This is a genomic window from Thalassoglobus sp. (assembly GCF_048270125.1).
In the GTDB taxonomy this organism is placed as follows: domain Bacteria; phylum Planctomycetota; class Planctomycetia; order Planctomycetales; family Planctomycetaceae; genus Thalassoglobus.
In genome coordinates this window covers 257,967-279,734 of record NZ_JBLWTN010000003.1, presented here as the reverse complement: position 1 = coordinate 279,734, position 21,768 = coordinate 257,967, and the positions used below count along the sequence as shown (strand labels likewise).

Genomic DNA, 21,768 nt, shown 5'->3' with positions numbered 1-21,768 from the left:
ATTCAACGATCATCTTATTTTCCTCCTCAGGAACTTTTCCGATGCAATTCAGTAAAATATTCGTCGATGGTTTTGGCGTTCTCTCTCAACTGGAGATTGACCAACTCAGCTCTGGACTGAATGTGGTTTATGGAACCAACGGGGCAGGCAAGACAACCATTCTGGAATTCTTACGTGGGATGGTCTGCAACTTTGAGCGGGCACGTCGTTTGCGATTACTTCCGCCACTGAAAGGTGGTCATCCCGGTGGTGGGCTGGAAGTCAAAGTTGGCTCGGACTTTTATGACATCTTGCGCCACGCTCGCCCGGGCCATGAAGACACGCTCGCGATTCGCACTCAGCACGGCGACAAGGAATCGGCTCCTCGTATCCGTCAATGGCTCGGCAAGTGCGACAGCGATCTGGTGAACACCGTTTTCTTCGTCAGCGGTCCAGAGTCACATTCCATTCAAGAGATGCTGCGAATCGCAATTCGTGACGGGATCGACCTTCAGACTCAGCGGAAACAGGCAACCTGGATCGCAGAGAAAATTAACACAGTGGAACTGGAACGGAAGGACCTTTTTGGACCACAGCCATCACGAACAAACATCGAAGCAATCGAGAAACGCCAGGGTCAAGTCGCCCTGCTCCTTGAAAAAGAAATCAAGCAGCACCAACTGCGAGACACCCAATGGCATGCTAACATCACTCAATCGACTCGTGATTTGAGTCGCTTACGCGCTGAAGCCAATTGGCTGAACGCGGAACTGCAACTCGTTCAGTCCGATCTCACCGAGGTCAATGATCGACTCTGGTCTCACAGAGAGCGTATCGTTGAAGAGCAACAAATTGTTGAACGAAGTGAACCAGTACGTGATCTGAACTGGGTCGCAGAAATCGAAGAGATCGACCGTCAAATTGCACATGCCCAACAAGTGCTGCGTGATCTGGCAAGCTCGCGATTGCAATTGACCCTGGCATCAACCGAGTTGACCGGAACCGACACACCGGAACAGGAAATTGTTTTCGAACGGCAACGCACCGCGATTACTGCAATTGAACGCCAAACACAGCTTCTCGGAAAAGTCTTAGCCGAACTGGGAGACGCAGAGAACTTCTCGAAGTGCGTCTGTCAGGACTTGCAGGGGCAACTCAGTACGTCTCTCAAATCAATTCAGCAACAAATTGCGTTGATGTGTCAAGAACTGAGTCGTCAGCAGTCCGCCAGCGAACAGCTGATGCTCATCTCACAGCGAGACGGAGTTGATCAATGCGAGCTGGAACTGACTCGCCAAATTCAAAGCCTCCGACTCAAGCGAGACGAACTGATTCATGGTTCCGGCCGCACCACTGATGAACGAATCCAGTTCCGCACAAAGCATGAACTCGAGCATTGCAATTGCGATGATCATGCTCACTACATCGACGGACTCTCCATTTCGAAACCGACGCCGCATGTTACTCAGGATGTCGTCACAACGTCGAAAGTCGTCACAATATCCAATGCTCGGCCCGGCGATCGAGAACTTCAAGCTCAATTACAGGAACGAAAGCATCAACTTCAACAACAATGGCAAGAGACGTTGCAGAAGCAACGAAACGCTCAAATTCGACTCCTCGAACTTAAACAACTCCCCGGTCAATTTGCCAATGACGATTCCGTCATGAAGCTCCGTCACGAGCAGGCCGGTCTCGAACAGAAACTTGCCGACGCCAGAGAACAGTGGCAATCATTGGCGGTGTTGCAGACAGTTCTTCAGCGAACTCAAGAAAAGTTGAAAGTCGAAACTGCCTCACCCGTCATTGAAGAAGCCTCTGCGCTGCTGAAGAAGATGACACGAGGACGCTACACAGCGTTTCGCTTCAATACTCAACTGGAAGAACTTGTTGTCACCAATGAAAACGCAACGGAATTGCCGATCCATGCCCTCAGCCGAGGCACACTGGAACAGGCTGCGTTGAGCTTCCGACTCTCGTTATGGAACGAATATCGGAGACGCGGTATTGAGCTTCCGCTCATCCTTGATGAAGTCCTCGCAGATAGCGACGAACACCGCCTCAGTGCCGCCATCGAAACGCTCGTCGAGTTCAGTGCGAAGCATCATCAACTGATTATTCTGACTTGCCAGGAACACCTCGCGAATCTTTTCGAGCGATCAGGCGTCTCAATCCAAAACCTCCCCGGTTCGCGACGTACGAAGAAAAGCGTGAATCGCTTACTGACGCTCCCACAAGCTGAAGCAGCCCCTGATTCGAAAGAGATTGTCGCTCAAGAAACCGGGACTGACGAGTCTCTCACAGAGGACGACAACGAGTCTTTTGTACAACTGGATCGCATCCAACCCGATGAACCGTTTTGGCTACAGACGATGAGCCCTATCGGACAAATTCCTTCCATCGGCGAACAGATGTCTCGTCGAGTCGGATCAATCGGCGTCAGAACAATCGCCGACCTGATCGACCTTGATCCTGAAAACACCGAAATCCCTTTGGACAGTCTGCAGATCTCGGCGAAAACTCTTCGCGAGTGGCAAGCCGAAGGGCGGTTGCTGTGCTGCGTCCCGGATCTCACCGGACGAGATGCTCAACTCTTGATTGCATGTGGAATTTTGAGCCCGAGCGAACTGGCACAAGCCGACGCTGATGACTTATTCCGCAAAGCGATGCAACTCCGCGACAGCTCTCGTGAATACGGTTTTCTCCCCTGGCTGAACGAACGTTCAAACTGGCCTGATAAAACGCACTTCCAAAACTGGGTCCGCAGCGGACAACGTGCTCGTTCCTACCGAGCTGCTCACGACTGGTCGGTGAATCGCCGCCGTCGAGACGGATCACACCGGACTCCTGTCTCTCATCTTTCGGGACGAAAGACACAACTCAGTGAACGCCGTACTACAGGTTCAAGTCGTCATACGCAAGGATCTCAGGCAGTGCATGCTGCGAGAGTCGACACTCGGCAAGCAGTCAAGATTCACTCTGTTCTTGAATCTGAAAATCAAGAAGTTGAACTTCGCTTCTTCTTAAATATGAGTAGCCCAATTGTTGATGCTCCCAGCATCGGAGCGAGAACCGCAGAACGTTTCGAGAAGATCGGCGTGATGACCGTTTCAGATTTCATCAACCGCGACACCGAAGAAATGAGCGGTCGCTTGAAGTCCCGCAGACTGACCCCGGATGTTCTCCATGAATGGCAACAGCAGGCGATCCTCGTCTGTCGAATCCCTGAACTTCGCGGGCATGATGCTCAAGTTCTCATCGCATGCGGCTTCACGGATGTCGACGAAATTTCCTCAACCACACCGACCGAAATGTTCAAAATCGTCTCTCCATTCGTGAATTCCACGAAAGGACAAAGGCTCTTACGATCAGCTAAAACTCCCGACCTCGAAGAAGTGACCAGCTGGATCAATTACGCTCAGCGATCCCGTTCCCTTCGTGCTGCCTGATTGGCTTGCAGGAGAATTGCTCAAAACGGACTGAAAATCGGCAACCTTCTCTCCGGTGATTCACCAGTGAATCACCGGAGGAATGCCTGATTGTCGATCTCGTTGAGGGCTCACTCTCGACACGCAACCAATTTCCCAACCCCAAAAAATCTGCTATGCTCAGACTGCTTAGTTTAGAGTGGTCTACATCGAGTTGGGGAGCTGTAATATGTCGCGTTGGTCGGTTCGAGTTTTTATTGTGTTCGCCTGCTCATGGGGGACACTCACACCTTTACAAGCACAATCTTATGAAGGCCTGCTGAAGTTCGTCCCCGACGACGCAAATACTGTCGCACTCTTAAGAGTCCATGACTTCATCAACAGCCCGCTGGGCGTCAAAGAAGACTGGAAGAAGAAGCACGAGACAGAACATCTCAACGGAGGAGTCGCGATTCCTCCCTGGGTGAACGTGTTGCTGCGAACATCTTACCTTCGCCCTGGCCAAGGGGGAGGCGACTGGACTTCCGTCTTGACCGTCTTGCCTGAAGGGATTGATTTCGAAAGTATCGCAAAGAAATCTGGCAACGAAATTCAGGAAATCAATTCTCACCCCGTCTTTTTCTCACAGAAGCGAAACGGATACTTTGTCCAGTTTCAAGGTGAGAATCAGGAACGCATCCTGGGGGGAATTGTTCCAGCATCTCGACAAGACGCCTCCCGCTGGATCAGCGAAAGCGTCGAGGATGAGACAACGAAACTCGACGAGTATCTTACCCAGGCCATCGATGATCCCAGTTCGCAGATCATTCTGGCAATCTCAATGAAGGACATGCTCGACCCGGTCCATATTCGCTACCGCCTCTCTGGGTCAAAAGCACTTGAGAACAACACTCAGGCAAGAACAGCTTTAACTCTCGATTTCCAATCATTGCAAGGTGTCCGCCTGGCAGTACGGGTGACAGAATCGACCCAGGCAGAGATTCGCCTCGACTTCGATCGCACTATTGGACCAGAGTCTGAACACATCAAGAGTCTGCTGGTCGAATTCCTCAATGATGCGGGCTCTGCACTTGATGAGCTCGAAAACGCCGGCGTCGAAACCCGTGGAAAGTCCGTAATTTTAACCATGCCACTTTCCGGAGAGAGTTTGCGTCGAATCCTCAGCCTTGTCACCTCAGTCTCGCCACCATCCGCGTCGGGGCCACAGACAAAAACTCCAGAGCCTCCAAAACCGGAGATTGAACCGAAAAGCCAAGGAGCCAGCGGCATTGATGTCAAGGCTTCGCTGAAATACTACCGAGCCGTGAACCACAATGTGGACGACATGGAGAAAGCTTACAAGCGGATCAACAACTACCGCCAAACTGCTCAGTGGCACGACAATTTCGCAAAACGCATCGATGAGCTTCCGATCGAAAGTGTCGACCCGGAACTTCTGGACTATGGCCAGAAAATGAGTTCGTATCTGCGTGGCTTAGGAGCATCGCTTCGTGGAATGGGCTTGAAGGTCGATGCCCTGAACCACAGCATTACCTACAACGTCGAGCAAAAACCGATTTACCGAAACGGATACGACTGGTGGTACGGCGGAGCCTGGACCGCTTACGGCCCCTACAACTACGGTCGTCCAATGAAGACAGAGGTCGACACGAACCTGCAGCAAGTTCGCACCAAACAGGCCGAAGTCGTCGCCAACACCCAGCCCGATCGAGACAAAATCTGGCAGATCATCAACGAAGAACGCTCAACGACCCGTAGAGCCATGGTCGCCAAATATGGCGTCGACTTCCAAGAGTAGAGCCACTCAATCAAACGAGCCACATGACAAGATGATCACCAACTCAAGTCGTCCGGGACCAAAGCCCCGGGCGACTTGTTTTATTTCACACGTGAAAAAGAACAACGAATCGTAAAAATCGGCGCAACCGATCCGTAATGTCTTCCTTGTCCACTCTGATCAGCAGCCGCTTCCTGCCGCCGTCATCTTCCCAAGCTAAGTTTGAGAGTCGAATTCTGCGTGTGATCGAAGAATTTTCAACACACAGAATTCCTAGAGCATCTTTCAAATTGGTTTGCAGGTTCTGCCTCGTGGCGAACAGCATTTTTACTAGAGGTGGTCCTGAAACTTGAAATTGCTCTCTTAAACGTTGAGGAAAGCGACGATTTCAGAGGTTTTCGGACTGGTTCTAGAGAAATGCGTCCTTCACGGGCAAACGGTAGAGCAAACTGCTCTAGACGATAGTTCGGAACATTTGCAGTGACTTCTACAGAGAAACCTAAATTCAAAAAACGCACTGCTGCACAGTGAGCAAGTGGAATCCCAGAATAGTTGAAACCTCTTTCAAATAGACCACGTCAATGACCATCTCATCACGTTCTCGTCACGCAACGACTCTTGACTGGACCGTGACGATTGCGACTGCCGCAATCGTCACTATCTTTATTGTTCAACGTGTGGTCACAACGGGTTTACTCGGCGATGAACTGCTCTTTTACCATGCGATTGACTTGGGATTCCCCCAAAGCTTGCTAGCTCCGGGGTCTTCTCACCCACCCTTATTTCGACTCATCGTCGATCTGAGCACTCGCTCAAACTCACCGGACTGGATGTTCCGATTACCGAGTTGCCTCCTTGCCATCGGAACAGTTTTTATCTGGCAACGAGTCCTGTTGCGACTGGTCGATGATCATGTACTCCGCTGCCTGATTCTCCCAGCAATGGCTCTCAACCCGATCTGGCTCAATCATTCCTATCAATGCCTGCCGTACTCTCCACTCACCTTCGCTGCCAGTTTGCATTGCCTCGCATGGATGCGAATGCTTGAAGTACCGAGCTTAAAAACAAACGCCGCATTTGTTGCCACCGCAGCCGTCCTTCCATGGATTCATTTTTACGGAATCCACGTACTCCTTGCCGATCAATTTGTCTGGCTGATGCTCTGGATGAACGGTGGAAGTGCACCGCAAGTACAAAACAATTCGGCAGCACAAGAGATCCCTGCCACAACGGCGATACTGAGAAAGGCCATCTGGTTGAATGTTGCCATTGCAGTTTTGACCCTCCCGGTTGTTCCTATCGTACTGTTCTATCTGCTGCATGATCGGGGTTTTCCGCTTCATCAAATTGCAGACTATGGGAGCTATTTCTTCAACGCTTCCTCATATTTCTTTTCAACAGTCACGTTTCCGGAAACACCAATGGCCTTTCCGATCCTGGCACTCGTATACAGTGGTATCATCCTCTTCCTCGGGAAGTTCTGTATTCCCAAAACCAGAGGAACTGAGGACCAAGCCCCGGAGATCCGGTTGCAGCGGAGCTACGGCATCCTTGCCATCAGTCTTGTGCTGGGCAGTTTCACTGCGGCACAGTTACATTCATTCCTGAGTCAAACTGCGACATGGCCTCGCTACATGCTTGCCGGAGCTTGGGTGATCTTGCCGCTGATTCTATTCCTGCTCTCATCATTCCAGCTACGAAAGTTCGCTTACATCTTCGCAATTTATTGTACGTTCCTCTCGGTAAAGTCCATTCTTGCGATTCCGGGGTCTGTGGCTCCTGGCTCGGACTATCAGGAGGTCGCCAGTTACATCGATCAATCCCATCAACCACAGGATGCGTTCCTTGTTCAGTCTATGGACTTCTGGATTGATGAAAACCACTTCGACCGCATCTGGTACGAGCGTTACACCGATGGCCAACTTCGCATGACGTCAGGAATTCATGTACGGCGTGCAGAGCTACAGGAATCGGGATTAAATTTGAATTATATCGATCCAGGCATTGAACGCATTTGGATTTATTCACATTTGATCACCAAGACATGGCTCGAAACTCACAAAATTCCTGGTTGGCAGGTAGCTGAAGTGAAAACGTTTCAAGATAAATTTCCGGTCGCTCTCCTGGAACGAACTGCAGAGACCTCCGTCGAAAACACGCAAGTCACGCTGAAACGATAGAAACGGTTACAACAGCAGGTTCACAAAAGAGCACACCTTCGCGATTGAAAGTCAAAGCACCTACTCTGAACTCGACTTATGCTTGAGAGAAACAATTGTGTTGATTGCCTCTCCATTTCAGATAGGTCACTGAATTCATGTCGCGTGTTGCACTTGTTACTGGTTCTGCCGGATTGATTGGGGCGGAAGCTGTCCGGTTTCTAAGCCGAGAGGGCTTTGACGTTGTCGGAATTGACAATAACATGCGTGCCGAATTCTTTGGGGCCGAGGCGTCGACACTCTGGAGTCGGCAGCAACTTCTTGATGAGTATCAGACCTACATCCACCATGATGTCGACATTCGAAGCGAAGAACAGATCAATGCTATTTTCGCTGAGTATCAAACTGACCTGGAACTGATTATTCACACCGCTGCTCAGCCATCACACGACTGGGCAGCGCGCGATCCGATGGTCGATTTTTCCGTCAACGCCACGGGAACACTCAACCTGTTAGAGGCGACTCGAAAACATGCTCCAGAAGCATCTTTCATCTTCACGTCCACTAACAAAGTTTATGGCGACAACCCGAATCGGCTGCCGCTTGTGGAATTGGAATCTCGCTGGGAAATCGACCCGTCTCACGCCTACTTTGAACAAGGCATTGATGAATCAATGTCGGTGGACCAGACGAAGCATTCTCTCTTCGGAGCATCCAAGCTCGCTGCAGATGCACTCGTACAAGAGTACGGGCAATATTTTGGGATGAATACTGTCTGCTTTCGTGGTGGTTGCCTGACCGGACCGGGACACTCGGGGACTCAACTCCACGGATTCCTGTCGTATCTGGCAAAGTGTTGCATTACTGGCGACCAATACACCGTCTTTGGATATCAAGGCAAACAAGTCCGCGACAACATCCACTCTCTCGACCTGGTCAAAATGTTCTGGGAGTACCATCAAAACCCCAGACCTGGCGAAGTCTACAACGCAGGTGGCGGACGTTTCAGTAATTGCTCCATGCAAGAAGCAATCCGCATGTGTGAAGAGATTGTCGGACAGAAGATGAACTTCACCTACAGCGAAGAAAATCGTATCGGTGACCACATCTGGTATATCTCGGACACCACCAAATTCCGGGCAGATTATCCAAACTGGCAGCAGCAGTACGGAATTGAAGAAATTCTCCATGAAATCTGCTCAGCTGCAATGACTCATGTTGAGTTCAATGAAACTCGGAAAACTTCACAACCGAAGACGTTGGCATGAGTGACATTCACAGAATTCTTATCACAGGCGGAGCCGGGTTCGTAGGAAGCCACCTGGCGTTATCCTTACGGCGTGATTTCAAAGAGACCGAGATCGTCGCCTTCGATAACCTTTCCCGTCGTGGAAGCGAACTCAATCTCCCAAGATTCCAGCGGGCAGATGTCGAGTTTATTCATGGAGACACACGTTCTGAAAGTGATCTCGAAAAAGTCGGGCCATTTGATCTACTGATTGATTGTGCTGCGGAACCCTCGGTTCAAGCGGGGCTCAACGGTTCTCCCAAAGCAGTGTTCGACAACAATCTCATTGGTACGATTCATTGCTTGGAAGCTGCAAGAAAAAACGATGCCGCTTTTCTGTTTTTGAGCACGAGTCGCGTTTATCCAATCGCGTCATTGAATCAGATTCCCTTTAAAAAAAGTGGGACTCGATTCCAGTGGGATGATGACATCAAAGTGACCGGTGCCAGTTCACGGGGAATCTCCGAAGAGTTCTCTTTAACTGGTGCTCGCTCGTACTATGGAGCCAGCAAACTTGCCAGCGAATTGATCGCCCAAGAGTATGCCGCGTCGGCCAACATGCGAGTTCTAATCAATCGCTGTGGTGTCTTGACCGGTCCGTGGCAAATGGGAAAAGTCGATCAAGGGGTTGTCGCGTTATGGGTCTTGAAACATCACTTTGAACAGTCGCTCAAATACATCGGATATGGCGGAACCGGTCGACAAGTCCGAGACATTTTACACATTGAAGATTTATATCAACTACTGAAGTCTCAGATGAATGAGTTCAGTGCCTGGGACGGTCGCGTTTACAACGTCGGTGGCGGACTCAAAGTCTCGGTTTCACTTTATGAACTGACCGAGTTGTGCCAACAGGTGACCGGTAAATCAATCCCGATCTCGCCAGTTCCAGAAACAAGTTCCGTGGATCTCCGAATTTTCACGACCGACGCCTCTCGGGTCATGCAGGATTTCAACTGGGCGCCTGAGCGGTCACCGCAGGAAATCGTATCCGACATTCATCAATGGATTTGCGAAAACGAACAAGATTTGGAAGCGTTGGTGAACTCATGAAATTGTCAATTGTGATTCCCGCTTACAATGAAGAGCAGAACATCGCACACTGCCTGAATGAACTCCGCCGCGTCATCGGGAATGAACAACACATTCCTTATGAAATCATTGTCGTCAACGACAACAGCACGGACGCGACCGCAGATGTGATTCGCTCGCAGATGAAAGTTGATGAAACGATTCGAATTGTGACGCGAACCTCACCGGGAGGATTCGGAAGAGCAATTCGCTCAGGACTCGAAGCCGTTCAGGGAGATGTCGTTGTCATTTGCATGGCCGACTTATCCGATGACCCGCAGGATATCCTCGCTTACTACAAGAAGATCTGTGAAGGCTACGACTGCGTGTTCGGCTCACGATTTATTAAAGGGAGCCACGTCGAAAACTACCCGAAATTAAAGCTCGTAGTGAACCGAATCGTCAATACCTGCATTCGCCTTCTGTTCCGGACGCGATTCAACGACCTCACAAATGCGTTCAAAGCCTACCGGACATCAGTGATTCGAGAATGCGGACCATATCGCTCAAGCCATTTCAACATTACGCTTGAGTTGTCATTGAGCGCATTCATCCGCAATTACAATATCGCGCAAATCCCGATCAACTGGTACGGACGAACGTGGGGTTCTTCGAAGTTGAAACTAACGGAAATGGGGCGACGGTATCTCTGCACGGTCCTGATGTGTTTCTTTCAAAGAATGCTCATCAAAGATGACTTACTCGCTGAACGCCTGGCAAATTCGAGAAGCGAGCAATCAAACATGAACTCCATCGACCAGCGACTTACTCGTCTCGAAGCACTCCTGGCAGAAGTGGACGAAGAATTGGCATTTCAACATAAACGTGAAATGCAGCTGACTCCTTCAGTAAGCAATGAGAACCTCGACGCATCTCGCCGGTAGAGCAGTTTAAAGATTTGCCGTTTACACTCTGGCTCGTGGCAAGCAGTTTATGAAGTCGTGAAAGCGACCTTCACGGGGACGAGAAGCATTGAAACGCCTCTAGAGCATCTTTCGAATCGGTTTGCAGGTTGTGCCTCGTGGTGAACAGCATTTTCACTAGCGAAATGCGTTCTTCACGGGCAAACGGTAGAGCAAACTGCTCCAGAGCATCTTTCGAATTGGTTTGCAGGTTCTGCCTCGTGGCGAACAGTATTTTTATTAGAGAAATGCGTTCTTCACGGGCACACGGTAGAGCAAACTGCTCTAAGTGACGCCACAACTCGCTGTGCCCTCAGACGCTCGGGAACCATTGTGTGACCTTCAACTTCCAGACGAGTCGTCTTTCCGTTCACCTGAGGCAAGGTTCTCTCTTCACAGTTACATAAAAAAACGCCTGCTACCGTAAATGGTAACAGGCGTTTCGAAAGCGAGGCCGACGGGACTTGAACCCGCAACCTTCGGATCGACAGTCCGATACTCTAACCAATTGAGCTACGGCCCCTCGCTGTTTCGACCGGGAGTTTAGAACTCCCTATTTCAATCGTCAATCTCAAGGAATAACTTTTGTCACGATCTTCATTTTTTGAGACTCATTTTGCGCCCCATCCGGGTCATTTGACATCTGAGCAAAAGTTGTGACACTACTCGGTTCGGAATAGTTCATAAAATTGCGTGCTCATGATCATGAGTGTTCGCTGAAAACCTTCTTGCCAAACTGGAAACCGGCATGGCATCTCGACGCCTTCAAAAACGAATCGAAGCGGAAGCTGCTGAAAAGCTTGGCAAAACAGCCAAGAAGACAGCGACTAAGAAAAAGGCAACTCGCAAGAAGGCCAAAACTACTCGTAAGCGGAAAACAAAAACCGCAGAGAGAAAGAAAATCTTCTGGGGTGTCTTCAGTGGCACACTGAAAGAAGAAGGCCGATTCGCCTACGATGAACGGGATAAAGCTGAAGAAAAGCTGGCTGCCCTGCGAAATCGAAGTACCAAAAAACTTTATTTCATCCAACCGATCAAAGAGACCCTCTCTGACTCTGCTGCTGCTCCAGAGGATGACGATGAGGCTATCGACGCTCCTGAAGCCGCCGTAAGCGAAGATGGTGATGACGAAGAGGAGTAGACCTATCTCCCGATAGGAAAAAGCCTTAAGACACAAAATAAAACGCCCGCACGAGATCAGTCTCGTGCGGGCGTTTTTTATGTCCAGCGGAGCGACAAGCCGCTCAAATCAAAATCAGATCTATTCTCAGAAATCGTATTTGGGATTACTGGTACTAAAATCGATGTCCTTGAGTCCGACGTTCGTTTTAATATCTGTGTAGAGATAGTCTTCGACGAGTTCGGGCTGCTTTTTATTCTTTCTTGGAAATTCGTACTGCTGCACGCGAATCGGGTAGTTTGTGCTCGCGTCGACGTAAAGTCTGGACATCGCATACTTTGCACCTGCTGCAGGTGAGCGATGTGACGTTTCAATTGCTTTGCAGTCGATCTTGCCAATCTTGGCATTCGGGTAGAAGTTGACCGTCATTCCGGACAACTTGGTATCAGCGAGCCACTGCTCCAGTAAGGTTGACACCATCAGATGCATCCCAGCCATGGTGATTGGGTGCCGGTTGTCTGTCATTGCCAGACGTCCATCGACATCCAGAGTCAGCGTCCCAGCGAGTCCTGCGATTCCGACGTCATGGGCCTGCATCTTTCCGTCATTCTCGCCAGCGACGTAAATTGCTTCACGGCCAGCACTTGGGCTGATAAACTTGAAATAGACGCTGTAAGGATCATGGCGATATTTCATCTCCATTTTCGCGTCAGTGAGATTGCGACCGATCATTTCACGCTTAGTGAAAGTCGCTGTGTAATCTTTCACATCATCAAGAGCTTTGAGGGAGTTTGTTCCCATCTGCAAAGCAGGAATCAACGGATGAGAACTCGGCGCATCTTGAATCCTGGAAGCGATTTGCGAAGGATCGGCGAACAATTTGTTCCCTAGCAGTGCTCCTGCTCCGAGTGCGGAAGCAGTTACCACGGAATTCAGGACAAAACGACGTCGAGTATATTGTGTGGTCTCAGAACTCATAGGAACCCATCCAAGCTAACTGATGCTTAATAATCACCAAATTCTTGGCTCCACAATCCTTGGAGCCTTACTAACCAAATCGACAGATACTGCGATTCGATTGCATCGATTGTCCGGAATCAGGCATTGAATCAACCAATCCGTCCGGTTGAGCAGGTTTGAGTATTTAGAGTACCTCCAATGCTTCAATTACCCTTAAAAAGCGTTTTCACGACTGCATTAGCTGCTCGCCACGAGTCTGAATGTCAAAACAAGCCCTGGAATCGCATCATTGAGTCAAACTGGGGAATTGATTCCGTTCAGGAAATGAAAGTCCGTTTTCTTAAGTTGAGAATGCTGAAGGGATCGCGGAATCTTCAGACGTCGTCGTGTACTTTCGTGAATTGAGCGGCCTATAATTCATAACAGACCACGCCCGGTTGCTGTTTCCCTCCCAAACCGGCATCGTTTCCAACCACGAATCCATGAGCTCTAACAAAACTTGAACCACAAAACCTGAAGAAGGGATTGTCAATTTCAGTGAATAACCACGATTCCACAAGGATTGTTAGCGTTTCGAAATACTTCACGCTGATCAACGACAGACTGCATCGATTGACAGCAATTCCAAATCCGCAAATGCCCCATCGAACCAATATGCTGATTTCCCGCCCACTCAAACGATTGACTCCTCTTCTGGCATGTCTTCTCCTGTGCTCATGTTTTCAACAGGATGAAGAAATTCGTCAATATCGAGTTGCAAAAGATTTTCAATCGACCTCTGCTCCAGTTTCTGGAGGTGGGGATCAGGTTTGGTTCTTCAAGCTGATGGCGCCGACTGGCGAATTTGAGAAAACAAGCTCAGAATTTGCTCAGATATTCATCGGAGTTGATGTTTCGACAGGTGTCCCGAAAATCAATTTGCCCAAAAACTGGACCTCCAGCGATGGGCCCGCTCCCATTTATCAAACATTGAAAATTGCAAATGCGAAGAAGACGAGTGTTACGGTGACTCCTTTGCCTGCTCCATCTTCCGACCCAGTCCAGTATCTGAAACTCAATATCGACCGCTGGCGACAACAAATTGGGTTACCACCACTCACTTCTGAGGACTGGCTTTCAGAAGCGATGGAAAAATCAGAAATCGTGTCGATGCCGAAAGGAAACCAATTCCTTTCGCTCGTGCACTTGACCGGAACAACCGAAGATCTGGGCGAAACGCATATGCTCGTCGGGATTATCTCTCAACAGTCTTTAACCGGGAAAGCTGCCATGGCAGCGGCACCGGCTGCAACACCGGGCCCCTCCTCGGACCAGGTAAAATATGATCTCCCTGAAGGATGGCAGGAGGCACAAGGAAACGGGATCAGTCTCGTTGCTCTGACTGCTCCGCACGAAGCGGGAGACGCAAACTTCACCATTACCCGACTGGGTGGAGGCGGAGATGTCCTTCCGAACATCAATCGCTGGCGAGGACAAGTGAAGCTGGACCCGATAACGGAGGCCGAACTGAAGGAGCAGGTCGAGGAGGTTGAAGTGGACGGCATCGCCGGCCAACTCTCGGTCATTGAAGGCCCCGAAGATTCGATCCTCGCTGTCATTCTACAACAGGACGACGCCAAGTGGTTCTTCAAGCTGCATGGACCAACACCAACAGTCAAAGCAGAGCAGGAACGCTTCCGAGAGTTCCTCAAGTCTGTGAAATTGAATATCGAATCTGAATAGCCGATGGCTGACCGACAGCCGACCGCATCAGTCTTTCGCATCGAAATCATCAACTCCACCGGAGCCTACCATGGCCTCGACCACTGATAAAAAAACAAACGTTGACCAAATTCCGAGTCACGACACATTCAACATCGAATCCTCCTCTTCCAATAACAGTTGGAAGACGGTTCAAACGATTTTGAAGCCGCTGGCATCGTTGAAACTCACAGTTGTCCTTTTCGGAGCTGCGATTTTCATCGTTTTGGCAGGCACGTTTGCGCAGGTGCATGACGACATCTGGACGGTTGTCAACGAGTACTTCCGTGTCGATCTTGGAAGATTAATTACGTCGTCATCACTTCCGCTGATTAACCTGGGGGAATTATTTGTCTGGGTCGATGCCGACCTCTTCTTCCCCGAATCATTCTTCCCGCCGAATCCGACTTTCCCTGACAATCTCAACTGGATGGCAGCGATCTGGCCAGATGGTTCGAAGAATCTTCCAGATAACTTCGGAATCTATTTTCCTAAAGGCTGGACCATTGGAATTCTGATGGGTCTGAACTTGCTGGCCGCTCACACGGTTCGCTTCAAAGTTCAAGCTTCCGGCACACGGTTGATTGTCGGTAGCGTGATTCTGGGTCTGGGAACACTCTTCACCTACCTTGTGATTCTCAGTGGTTCCAGCGAAAACGGCCTGCAATCGAATCCAATTCTCAGCTACGACACTCTGCGTCTGATCATGCTCACAACTCTTTGTGGGCTAACAGGTGCAACCATTTACGGAACGTTTGCCCTGGGGCCAAAAGAGCAAAAATGGTTATCCGGAATTGGTGCGATTCTGCTCGCTTTAACAGCTGTCTTCACAGCTTACTGGGAAGCCAACGATGAAGCCTCAATGCGGATTCTTTATCAACTGGTCAAAGCGACGCTCGCTTCCGTAATTCTGTTAGTTGGCTGCATTGCAGTTTTCAAACGTCGTGCGGGAATTGTGCTTCTCCACGCAGGCATCGGCTTGATGATGTTCTACGACGTCCTTGTCGGCGTTCAGCATGTTGAAAGCCAGATGACCATCATCGAAGGGGAAACTTCGAACTTCAGCCGCGATATCCGCGAAGTCGAGTTCGCGGTGATCGATCATTCCGGACAAGATGAAGACCTCGAAACTGTTGTCTCACAAAGCCTGTTACAACAATCAGAGAAGAGCGGGACCGACATTTCGAGCCCAAAACTTCCGTTTGACATGAAAGTTGTCAAATTCTATCGCAACTCTGATGTTCGCGGCCTGAGAAGCTTTGGTCCTAATGAAAAGATTCCTGAGAACGATGCCACCGAGGGTGTTGGGAAATCAGTCGTCGCGGTCCCCGCAGACAATGTCAAAGGAACTGACACAGGCGGGAGCGTCGACATACCGAGCCTCTACGTCACTCTCAAATCGAAAGACGGAAAAGAACTCGGAACCTGGTTGACGTCCTCAATCTTCGACCTCTCCGACAGCAACTTTGGACGCGCTCAAACTGTTCGAGTTGGCAATAAGACATACGATATTGCCCTTCGATACGTTCGCCTTTACTACGACTTTTCAATCACTCTCGATGACGTTCAAAAGAACGATTACAAAGGGACCAGCAAGGTCAAAGACTACTCTTCGTACATTACTTTGAACAAGCCGAGTGAAGACCTGAAATTTGAACATCGCATCTGGATGAACAACCCGATGCGGTTCGCGGGAAAAACTTTCTATCAATCAAATTACGGGCTCGTCGAAGGAAACCGAGAATTTACAACACTGCAAGTTGTGGATAACGCTGGTTGGATGACCCCGTATGTCTCCTGCATGATTGTGTGGGTCGGGATGATGTTCCACTTCGGTCAAACTCTGCTGCGATACCTCGGTCGTCGCGCGAAATCCAGTAACACAGCCCCCAGAGCGAGCATCGCCAACAAATGGAAACCGGCGAGCGCACTCGACGTTGCTGGCTGGATTACTGCAGGTGTTTTGTCCGTGGGAATTCTTCTCTCCGTCATGATGGCTGGCCGTGCTCCCCGAGAAAAACCGGGTGAATTCCACATCGCCACCTTTGGCGAACTTCCAATGTGGAACAAAGGTCGGTCGATGCCCATTGATTCTTTCGCCCGCAACGCCCTGCTGAAACTCTCTGATTACGAAACCTATCGCGATGAAGATGGGAAAAAACACCCTGCCAGTGAATGGTTGCTCCAAATCATGACCGGCAAAGAATCGTCTCGTGATGTGCGAGTTTTCAAAATCGAAAACAAAGAAGTCATTGAAGCACTCGGACTCGAAGACCGTAAACGGTTCACCTACTCATTCAATGAACTTCTCAACTCACGCGAGGTGGACGGCATCAAAGAAATGGGGATGCTGACAATCCTGCGTGACCTGGAAGGTTTGACGAATCTTGACCCACAAAAGCCGAGAGACTTCAAAGTCGCTGCATCCGACACACCTCCGAACGAACGGTCACTGTTTGAGAGAAAAATCATTGAACTCTCCAACAAAATAGAATCGTACGTCCTGTTGGAATTCACAGTCGGCGGCGGACGAATTATCGACTTGATGCGAGCCAAAGATGACTCCGCACAAGCCATGTCGCCCGCGCTGGAGCTGAGATCCAAAATCACAGAATTCGACAGACTGCATCAGGAAGCATTTAGAAATGTCCCAATCGCTTTGATTGTGCCTACGCACATCGATGACAAGATGGGGACTGACGATGATGAGCCAGGGACAGATTGGGAATCAGTCACTCGAGCAATGGTCTTCAGCAAAGCCTACGACGCGCTCTTGTCGGTCGGAGATGAAGCGTTCTCCAAGCCTCCAGCTATGGAACTCTTCCTCTCGATGATTGATGCGTATGGAGCTGGTGATGTTGAAAAATTCAACACCGATCTCGCGAAATATCAGCAAGTGCTCGCCTCCTATCCACATACCGGTGAGGACGCAAACATCATGAACAAGACGGAGTTCGAAGCGATCTATAATCGTTTCGACGCCTTCTATGTTGCGGGAACGCTTTATGTCTTCGCTGGAATTCTGGCAGCTTTTGGCTGGCTTTTCCTACCACAGGTTTTCCAACGATCTGCATTCTGGGTTTTGTGTACTGTCTTCATCATTCACACAGTGGCATTGATTGGCCGAATTTACATCTCCGGTCGACCACCTGTGACGAACCTTTACTCCTCTGCCATCTTCATTGGTTGGGCAGTCGTCCTCGGAAGTATCATCCTGGAAATGGTCTCGAAACTCGGTGTCGCCAACCTCGTTGGTGCGGCTGCAGGATTTATGACACTCCGAATTGCCGACGGTCTCGCCAGCGATGGTGATACGTTCGTTGTTCTGGAAGCGGTTCTCGATACCCAGTTCTGGCTCGCGACACACGTCGTCTGCATCACCCTCGGTTACTCGACCACGTATCTGGCGGGTTTACTCGGAATCATCTACCTGATGATGGGAATTTTCACCCCCAGCCTGAACAAGAACATGTCGAAGGAAATTACCCGTATGACATACGGCGTACTTTGCTTCGCCACTTTCTTCAGCTTCATCGGGACCGTCCTGGGTGGACTGTGGGCGGATGACTCCTGGGGACGATTCTGGGGTTGGGACCCGAAAGAGAACGGTGCTCTGATTATCGTGCTCTGGAATGCTCTTGTCCTGCATGCCCGCTGGGGGAACCTCGTGAAAGACCGAGGAATCGCAGTGTTGGCAGTTTTAGGAAATGCAGTCGTCAGCTGGTCCTGGTTCGGTGTCAACGAACTGGGAGTTGGTCTGCACAGTTACGGTTTCACCGAAGGTCGTCTCGCTTGGCTGGCCCTGTTTGTCGCTTCCCAAATCACAATCGCCGCAATTGGCTGCACGCCGAAATCGGTCTGGAGAAGCCGCGACAGTGAACTTCCCGAGACAAACGAACTGGCATAGAGCAAACTGCGATAACAATAATGATGCCTGCCCAACGGGACTCCACTCCCGTTGGACGGGTTTTTTTTCTGCAATCTCGACAAAACCAAGCAAACTTCTCAACCAATTTGATCCTGTGGAGTTGCCGGACCGTTCTTTTAATCAGTACGGTTATTCTTCTGAATAAAATTGAGAGCCAGTTTCAGATTCGTCCTCACGTTCTGCCTCGTAGCGTGTAGTCTTTGAAGTCATGAAAATGATCCTCACCGACAGGCCGAAAATTCTGAAATGTCAAAAGTTGGGAAACGCTGATGCAATCGATGGCGATCTGTCCGAATTGCCGGACGTTGCTGGTCTCGTTGGATGATGACCAAATGGTGCTTCGCTGCGAGAGATGCAGCGGGCAATTTGTTCGTGGGGAGACCCCTCCCGAACCTCAAAACGCCACATTTGCCAGACCAGTAGCAGTCGACGCAATACTGTATCCCTGCCCAAACTGCTTGACTCCCATGGACAGCACAGGTGTCGCACCGCTCATCAAACAGACTTGCCCAGCTTGTGGCGGAACCTGGACTGATGCCGCAGCAGTCGATCAGGAAGTCGCTGACCTTCAGACGGAATCACCTCTTCCAGAAGAAGTTGCGATTGAAAATCTCGGATTCGTGAAGTCGCTGCTGTATGGTGTTTCCATGCCTGAGCGGGTTCTGCGAAGTGCTGTCGGGATGACCGCTGGAACATTGCGAGAAGCAGCTCAACTGATGATTCCGCAAGCCTTCCAGAATTCTAAATCTTACGAAGTCGCCATTCACAACTCGTTGACGTTCCTGACAGAGACCGTGGGCGGATTCGAATCTCAGACTCCGGGCGACGACAACGCAGGGGAACATCTTGCCAAGAAAGCGATCGGCAACTTCGTCGACCTCGCCGGGATTGCCACTTTGCATGTCTCACCGATGTGGATTTTGGCCGCCGTCAGTGACATCGCCTACGGTTCGTCGACATACCTGAAGGAATTGGCCGTCGAGCTCGAAAAGCAGGGTATCATCAATGAGTCCTCCACGATTCATAACGTAGACGACATCCTCGATGCGATCCAGAACACGAGCGGAAACATGGCCTCAAAGTTTGACAAGCCGCCGCTTTCTATCGCGGAATTGCGAGAGTTCGTTGCGGAAACTCGCGAGTCTGCGAATCGGGCTGACTTACGAAAATTGCTTCCCGAAAGTGAAGTTCGTAAATACTGGGAGACCCTCAGCGCAACGGCAACAAAAGAGAACGTCACGCTGTTCGAGGCAGCGACCGCCGTCGCCATGCAGACTGTTGATCAGGCATCCATGATGAGCATGAGTGCCGTCACCGGGGTAAAAGTTGTCGGAAGCTTGCTGCAAAGAAACATCCTGCAACACTATCAAGACGCTCTAACGACACTCCGCAAAGAAGGTTTTTTGAGCGTTGTGCAGTCGACGTATCAACCGTACGTCGGACAGGTCTGGAACAACTTTTCAGCCAAGAAGAAATCCTGGACCGAGACGCTCCTTGACCCTCAAAGGTTCATCAACTTTTTTCAATCGTCTGACGATCAGAAGTAATCCCGATCAAATTTTCGTCAGTCAATTCAGCTGCCCAACAGCAGCATATTTTGTTTTGCGAACTCTCTCTGCCGCCGGTCGTTCACGCTTACTCTTTGATAGTCAATGTATTATTGACACCACGGACACCAGGTTCCATGCGGACATAAGATTCGAGCAACTTCCGCTCTCGCTCAGTTGCGACAGCCCCGCTCAGTGTGACTTGCCCCTGTGGATCAACTTGAATATTGATCGATGAGCTTCCCTCGACGATCGGTGGTAACGCGATCGCGGTCTCAGTCAGGCGAGATTCGATCTCCTGCTTTGGGATCGTGGGGGCAACAAAGGCCATTCGAAAAACGGGTCGCACAGATTTTCGGTCTGTCTGCTGTTGAGTGCTGCGATTCTGGGTTTGGTTGTTGTTTTGCAATCCCCCGAACTGAGCACTTGTTCCCTGACTTGCCGTCTGACCGGTAAATCGATTGCCAACGAATGTTCCGCTATTCTGCCCACCGACAAAGGATCCCTGACCGACCGTTGCGCTCAAACTTCCGTCTGCTGCGTTCAGATTTGTCGTCCCAATCGTTTGTCCAGTATTGATTCCAGATGTCGTTTGCCCTTGAGCGCCAGATGTTCCTGTGGCACGTCCACCGGTATTCGTTCCTCCAGTGGTTCCACCAGTTCCACCTCCACCAAACAGAGACTGGGCGTGAACGTCGCTGATCCCGGTTAAGCAAACCAGAACTGCAGTGAGTGAAAGGGTACGAAATAACATCTGAAGACCTCAGAAATCCGATTGAACGAGGAGACGTCTCCCTATAGTTTCATCGAATTTCAACCCCGGATGCAAGCATTTGTTTCTCGCAACTCTCCAGAATCCCAGACATTTCAGTCGTCACTTTGTAAACCATCGGTGTAAACGGATCGACTGAAGCAAATTCTCCCTGAACATCGTTGCTTCACTTGCTCAAGAGCGGGTGGACTTCCGGCTGGGCTGGTTGCAACGTTTGAACAGGATGCGTTGGCGTTGGTGTTTCCGTTGGCCTTGGCGATTCCGTCAAATCGAGTGGACGGTGAGTCATTGTTGCCTGACTCTGATCCACAACTCGCGAGAGAGTCGATTTCAGACGTTGTTTTTCCGCGGTCAGATCCGGTTTTGCTTTGGGAAGCGTGGCTTCTCCAAAGTAGGCTGCAATTTCTTCAAGTGAAGCAGCTTTGGGAGTTTCCGAAGTTTCATGTTGCTCATAACTTGCTTGTTCAACGCGATTAACAGGCTGAGCTACGGGCAATTTTCGAGCAGGGGGTTGAGTACCAGGCAGCATGACCTGAGCCATTTTGGAATAGATGGCACGCCCTGTTTCCGGTGTGACACGGACGCGAATCGAGCAGTTGACTTCGTAAGCGTTTTTCTTTGGATAAGGGACAAACAACTGGTAAGCGGTCCCGAGATTGGTCTCGGTTTTGAAGCTTTCAAAAACTTCTTTTTCGAACTCATACTTGTAGATTGGCTTCGACTGTTCTTCGGGGGTTCCAAGGTCGTCAAAGAGATAAATTTCGACGTCTCCATGGACCTCGACCGGTTCTTCACCATTCTGATCAAAAAACAGAACTTGCCCTGCAAAGCCGCGTGCGGGCTGATTGTTCAGTCCATTTCCTTCGGCAGCTTCCCACAAACAGATCATCTCGACCGGTGTCCCGCGGACTTTGCCTGGTGGCTTCGCAGCAAACGGCAGATGCTGATTCACCGAGGTCATCATCTGACATCCGCTTAGTAGCGTTCCCAGTGACACAAACAACAGCAATTGATGATTGAACTTCATAACGTCCCTCTTGAGATCTGTGTGTGCACCGGGATGTTCCGGTGTCACACGACTCACTCTCGCGCCGGTT

The 21,768-nt window shown here is 50.1% G+C and carries 13 protein-coding genes and 1 tRNA gene; 10 read left to right on the top strand and 4 right to left on the bottom strand.

Features of this window, described 5'->3' with window-relative positions:
* Positions 1–41 precede the first annotated feature (41 nt).
* The 6 genes from ACN0YR_RS05480 (at position 42) to ACN0YR_RS05455 (ending at position 10,586) form a co-directional block, all read left to right on the top strand.
* Positions 42–3,428, top strand: coding sequence for a DUF4332 domain-containing protein (locus ACN0YR_RS05480; protein ID WP_417848185.1), 3,387 nt, complete (start codon positions 42–44; stop codon positions 3,426–3,428).
* Between the two features lie 208 nt (positions 3,429–3,636).
* Complete coding sequence (locus ACN0YR_RS05475; protein ID WP_417848184.1) at positions 3,637–5,205, top strand: hypothetical protein; 1,569 nt, start codon at positions 3,637–3,639, stop codon at positions 5,203–5,205.
* A 560-nt stretch (positions 5,206–5,765) separates the two neighbouring features.
* Positions 5,766–7,364: a hypothetical protein gene (locus ACN0YR_RS05470; protein ID WP_417848183.1), complete on the top strand. Its 1,599-nt coding sequence runs from the start codon at positions 5,766–5,768 to the stop codon at positions 7,362–7,364.
* 137 nt (positions 7,365–7,501) lie between these two features.
* Positions 7,502–8,611, top strand: a complete 1,110-nt coding sequence (locus ACN0YR_RS05465) for an NAD-dependent epimerase/dehydratase family protein (RefSeq protein ID WP_417848182.1) — start codon at positions 7,502–7,504, stop codon at positions 8,609–8,611.
* Complete coding sequence (locus ACN0YR_RS05460; RefSeq protein ID WP_417848181.1) at positions 8,608–9,684, top strand: NAD-dependent epimerase/dehydratase family protein; 1,077 nt, start codon at positions 8,608–8,610, stop codon at positions 9,682–9,684. The genes ACN0YR_RS05465 and ACN0YR_RS05460 overlap by 4 nt, the downstream gene beginning before the upstream one ends.
* Positions 9,681–10,586: a glycosyltransferase family 2 protein gene (locus ACN0YR_RS05455; RefSeq protein WP_417848180.1), complete on the top strand. Its 906-nt coding sequence runs from the start codon at positions 9,681–9,683 to the stop codon at positions 10,584–10,586. The genes ACN0YR_RS05460 and ACN0YR_RS05455 overlap by 4 nt, the downstream gene beginning before the upstream one ends.
* Positions 10,587–11,053: 467 nt before the next feature.
* On the opposite strand, the gene ACN0YR_RS05450 is transcribed toward ACN0YR_RS05455, so the two are convergent.
* A tRNA-Asp gene (locus tag ACN0YR_RS05450) sits at positions 11,054–11,127 on the bottom strand.
* A 225-nt stretch (positions 11,128–11,352) separates the two neighbouring features.
* Here ACN0YR_RS05450 and ACN0YR_RS05445 point away from each other — a divergent pair.
* A complete protein-coding gene (locus ACN0YR_RS05445; RefSeq protein ID WP_417848179.1) occupies positions 11,353–11,745 on the top strand; it encodes a hypothetical protein in 393 nt (130 codons plus the stop codon).
* 126 nt (positions 11,746–11,871) lie between these two features.
* On the opposite strand, the gene ACN0YR_RS05440 is transcribed toward ACN0YR_RS05445, so the two are convergent.
* On the bottom strand, positions 11,872–12,702 hold the full coding sequence (locus ACN0YR_RS05440) for a DUF1571 domain-containing protein (protein ID WP_417848178.1): 831 nt from the start codon (positions 12,700–12,702) through the stop codon (positions 11,872–11,874).
* Positions 12,703–13,320: 618 nt separating this feature from the next.
* On the opposite strand from ACN0YR_RS05440, the gene ACN0YR_RS05435 reads away from it, so the two are divergent.
* From ACN0YR_RS05435 to ACN0YR_RS05425, 3 genes are all read left to right on the top strand, one after another.
* On the top strand, positions 13,321–14,406 hold the full coding sequence (locus ACN0YR_RS05435) for a hypothetical protein (protein ID WP_417848177.1): 1,086 nt from the start codon (positions 13,321–13,323) through the stop codon (positions 14,404–14,406).
* Positions 14,407–14,476: 70 nt separating this feature from the next.
* The gene (ccsA, locus tag ACN0YR_RS05430) at positions 14,477–18,331 is read left to right on the top strand and encodes a cytochrome c biogenesis protein CcsA (RefSeq protein WP_417848176.1); all 3,855 of its coding nucleotides are present in this window, start codon (positions 14,477–14,479) and stop codon (positions 18,329–18,331) included.
* A gap of 299 nt (positions 18,332–18,630) precedes the next feature.
* Positions 18,631–19,899 (top strand): zf-TFIIB domain-containing protein, encoded by a 1,269-nt coding sequence (locus ACN0YR_RS05425; RefSeq protein WP_417848175.1) that lies wholly within the window; start codon positions 18,631–18,633, stop codon positions 19,897–19,899.
* Between the two features lie 88 nt (positions 19,900–19,987).
* Here the strand turns inward: ACN0YR_RS05425 and ACN0YR_RS05420 are convergent, their stop codons facing one another.
* Together ACN0YR_RS05420 and ACN0YR_RS05415 are read right to left on the bottom strand one after the other, a co-directional pair.
* Positions 19,988–20,653 (bottom strand): BON domain-containing protein, encoded by a 666-nt coding sequence (locus tag ACN0YR_RS05420; RefSeq protein WP_417848174.1) that lies wholly within the window; start codon positions 20,651–20,653, stop codon positions 19,988–19,990.
* A gap of 184 nt (positions 20,654–20,837) precedes the next feature.
* A complete protein-coding gene (locus ACN0YR_RS05415; RefSeq protein ID WP_417848173.1) occupies positions 20,838–21,698 on the bottom strand; it encodes a hypothetical protein in 861 nt (286 codons plus the stop codon).
* Between the last annotated feature and the right edge of the window lie 70 nt (positions 21,699–21,768).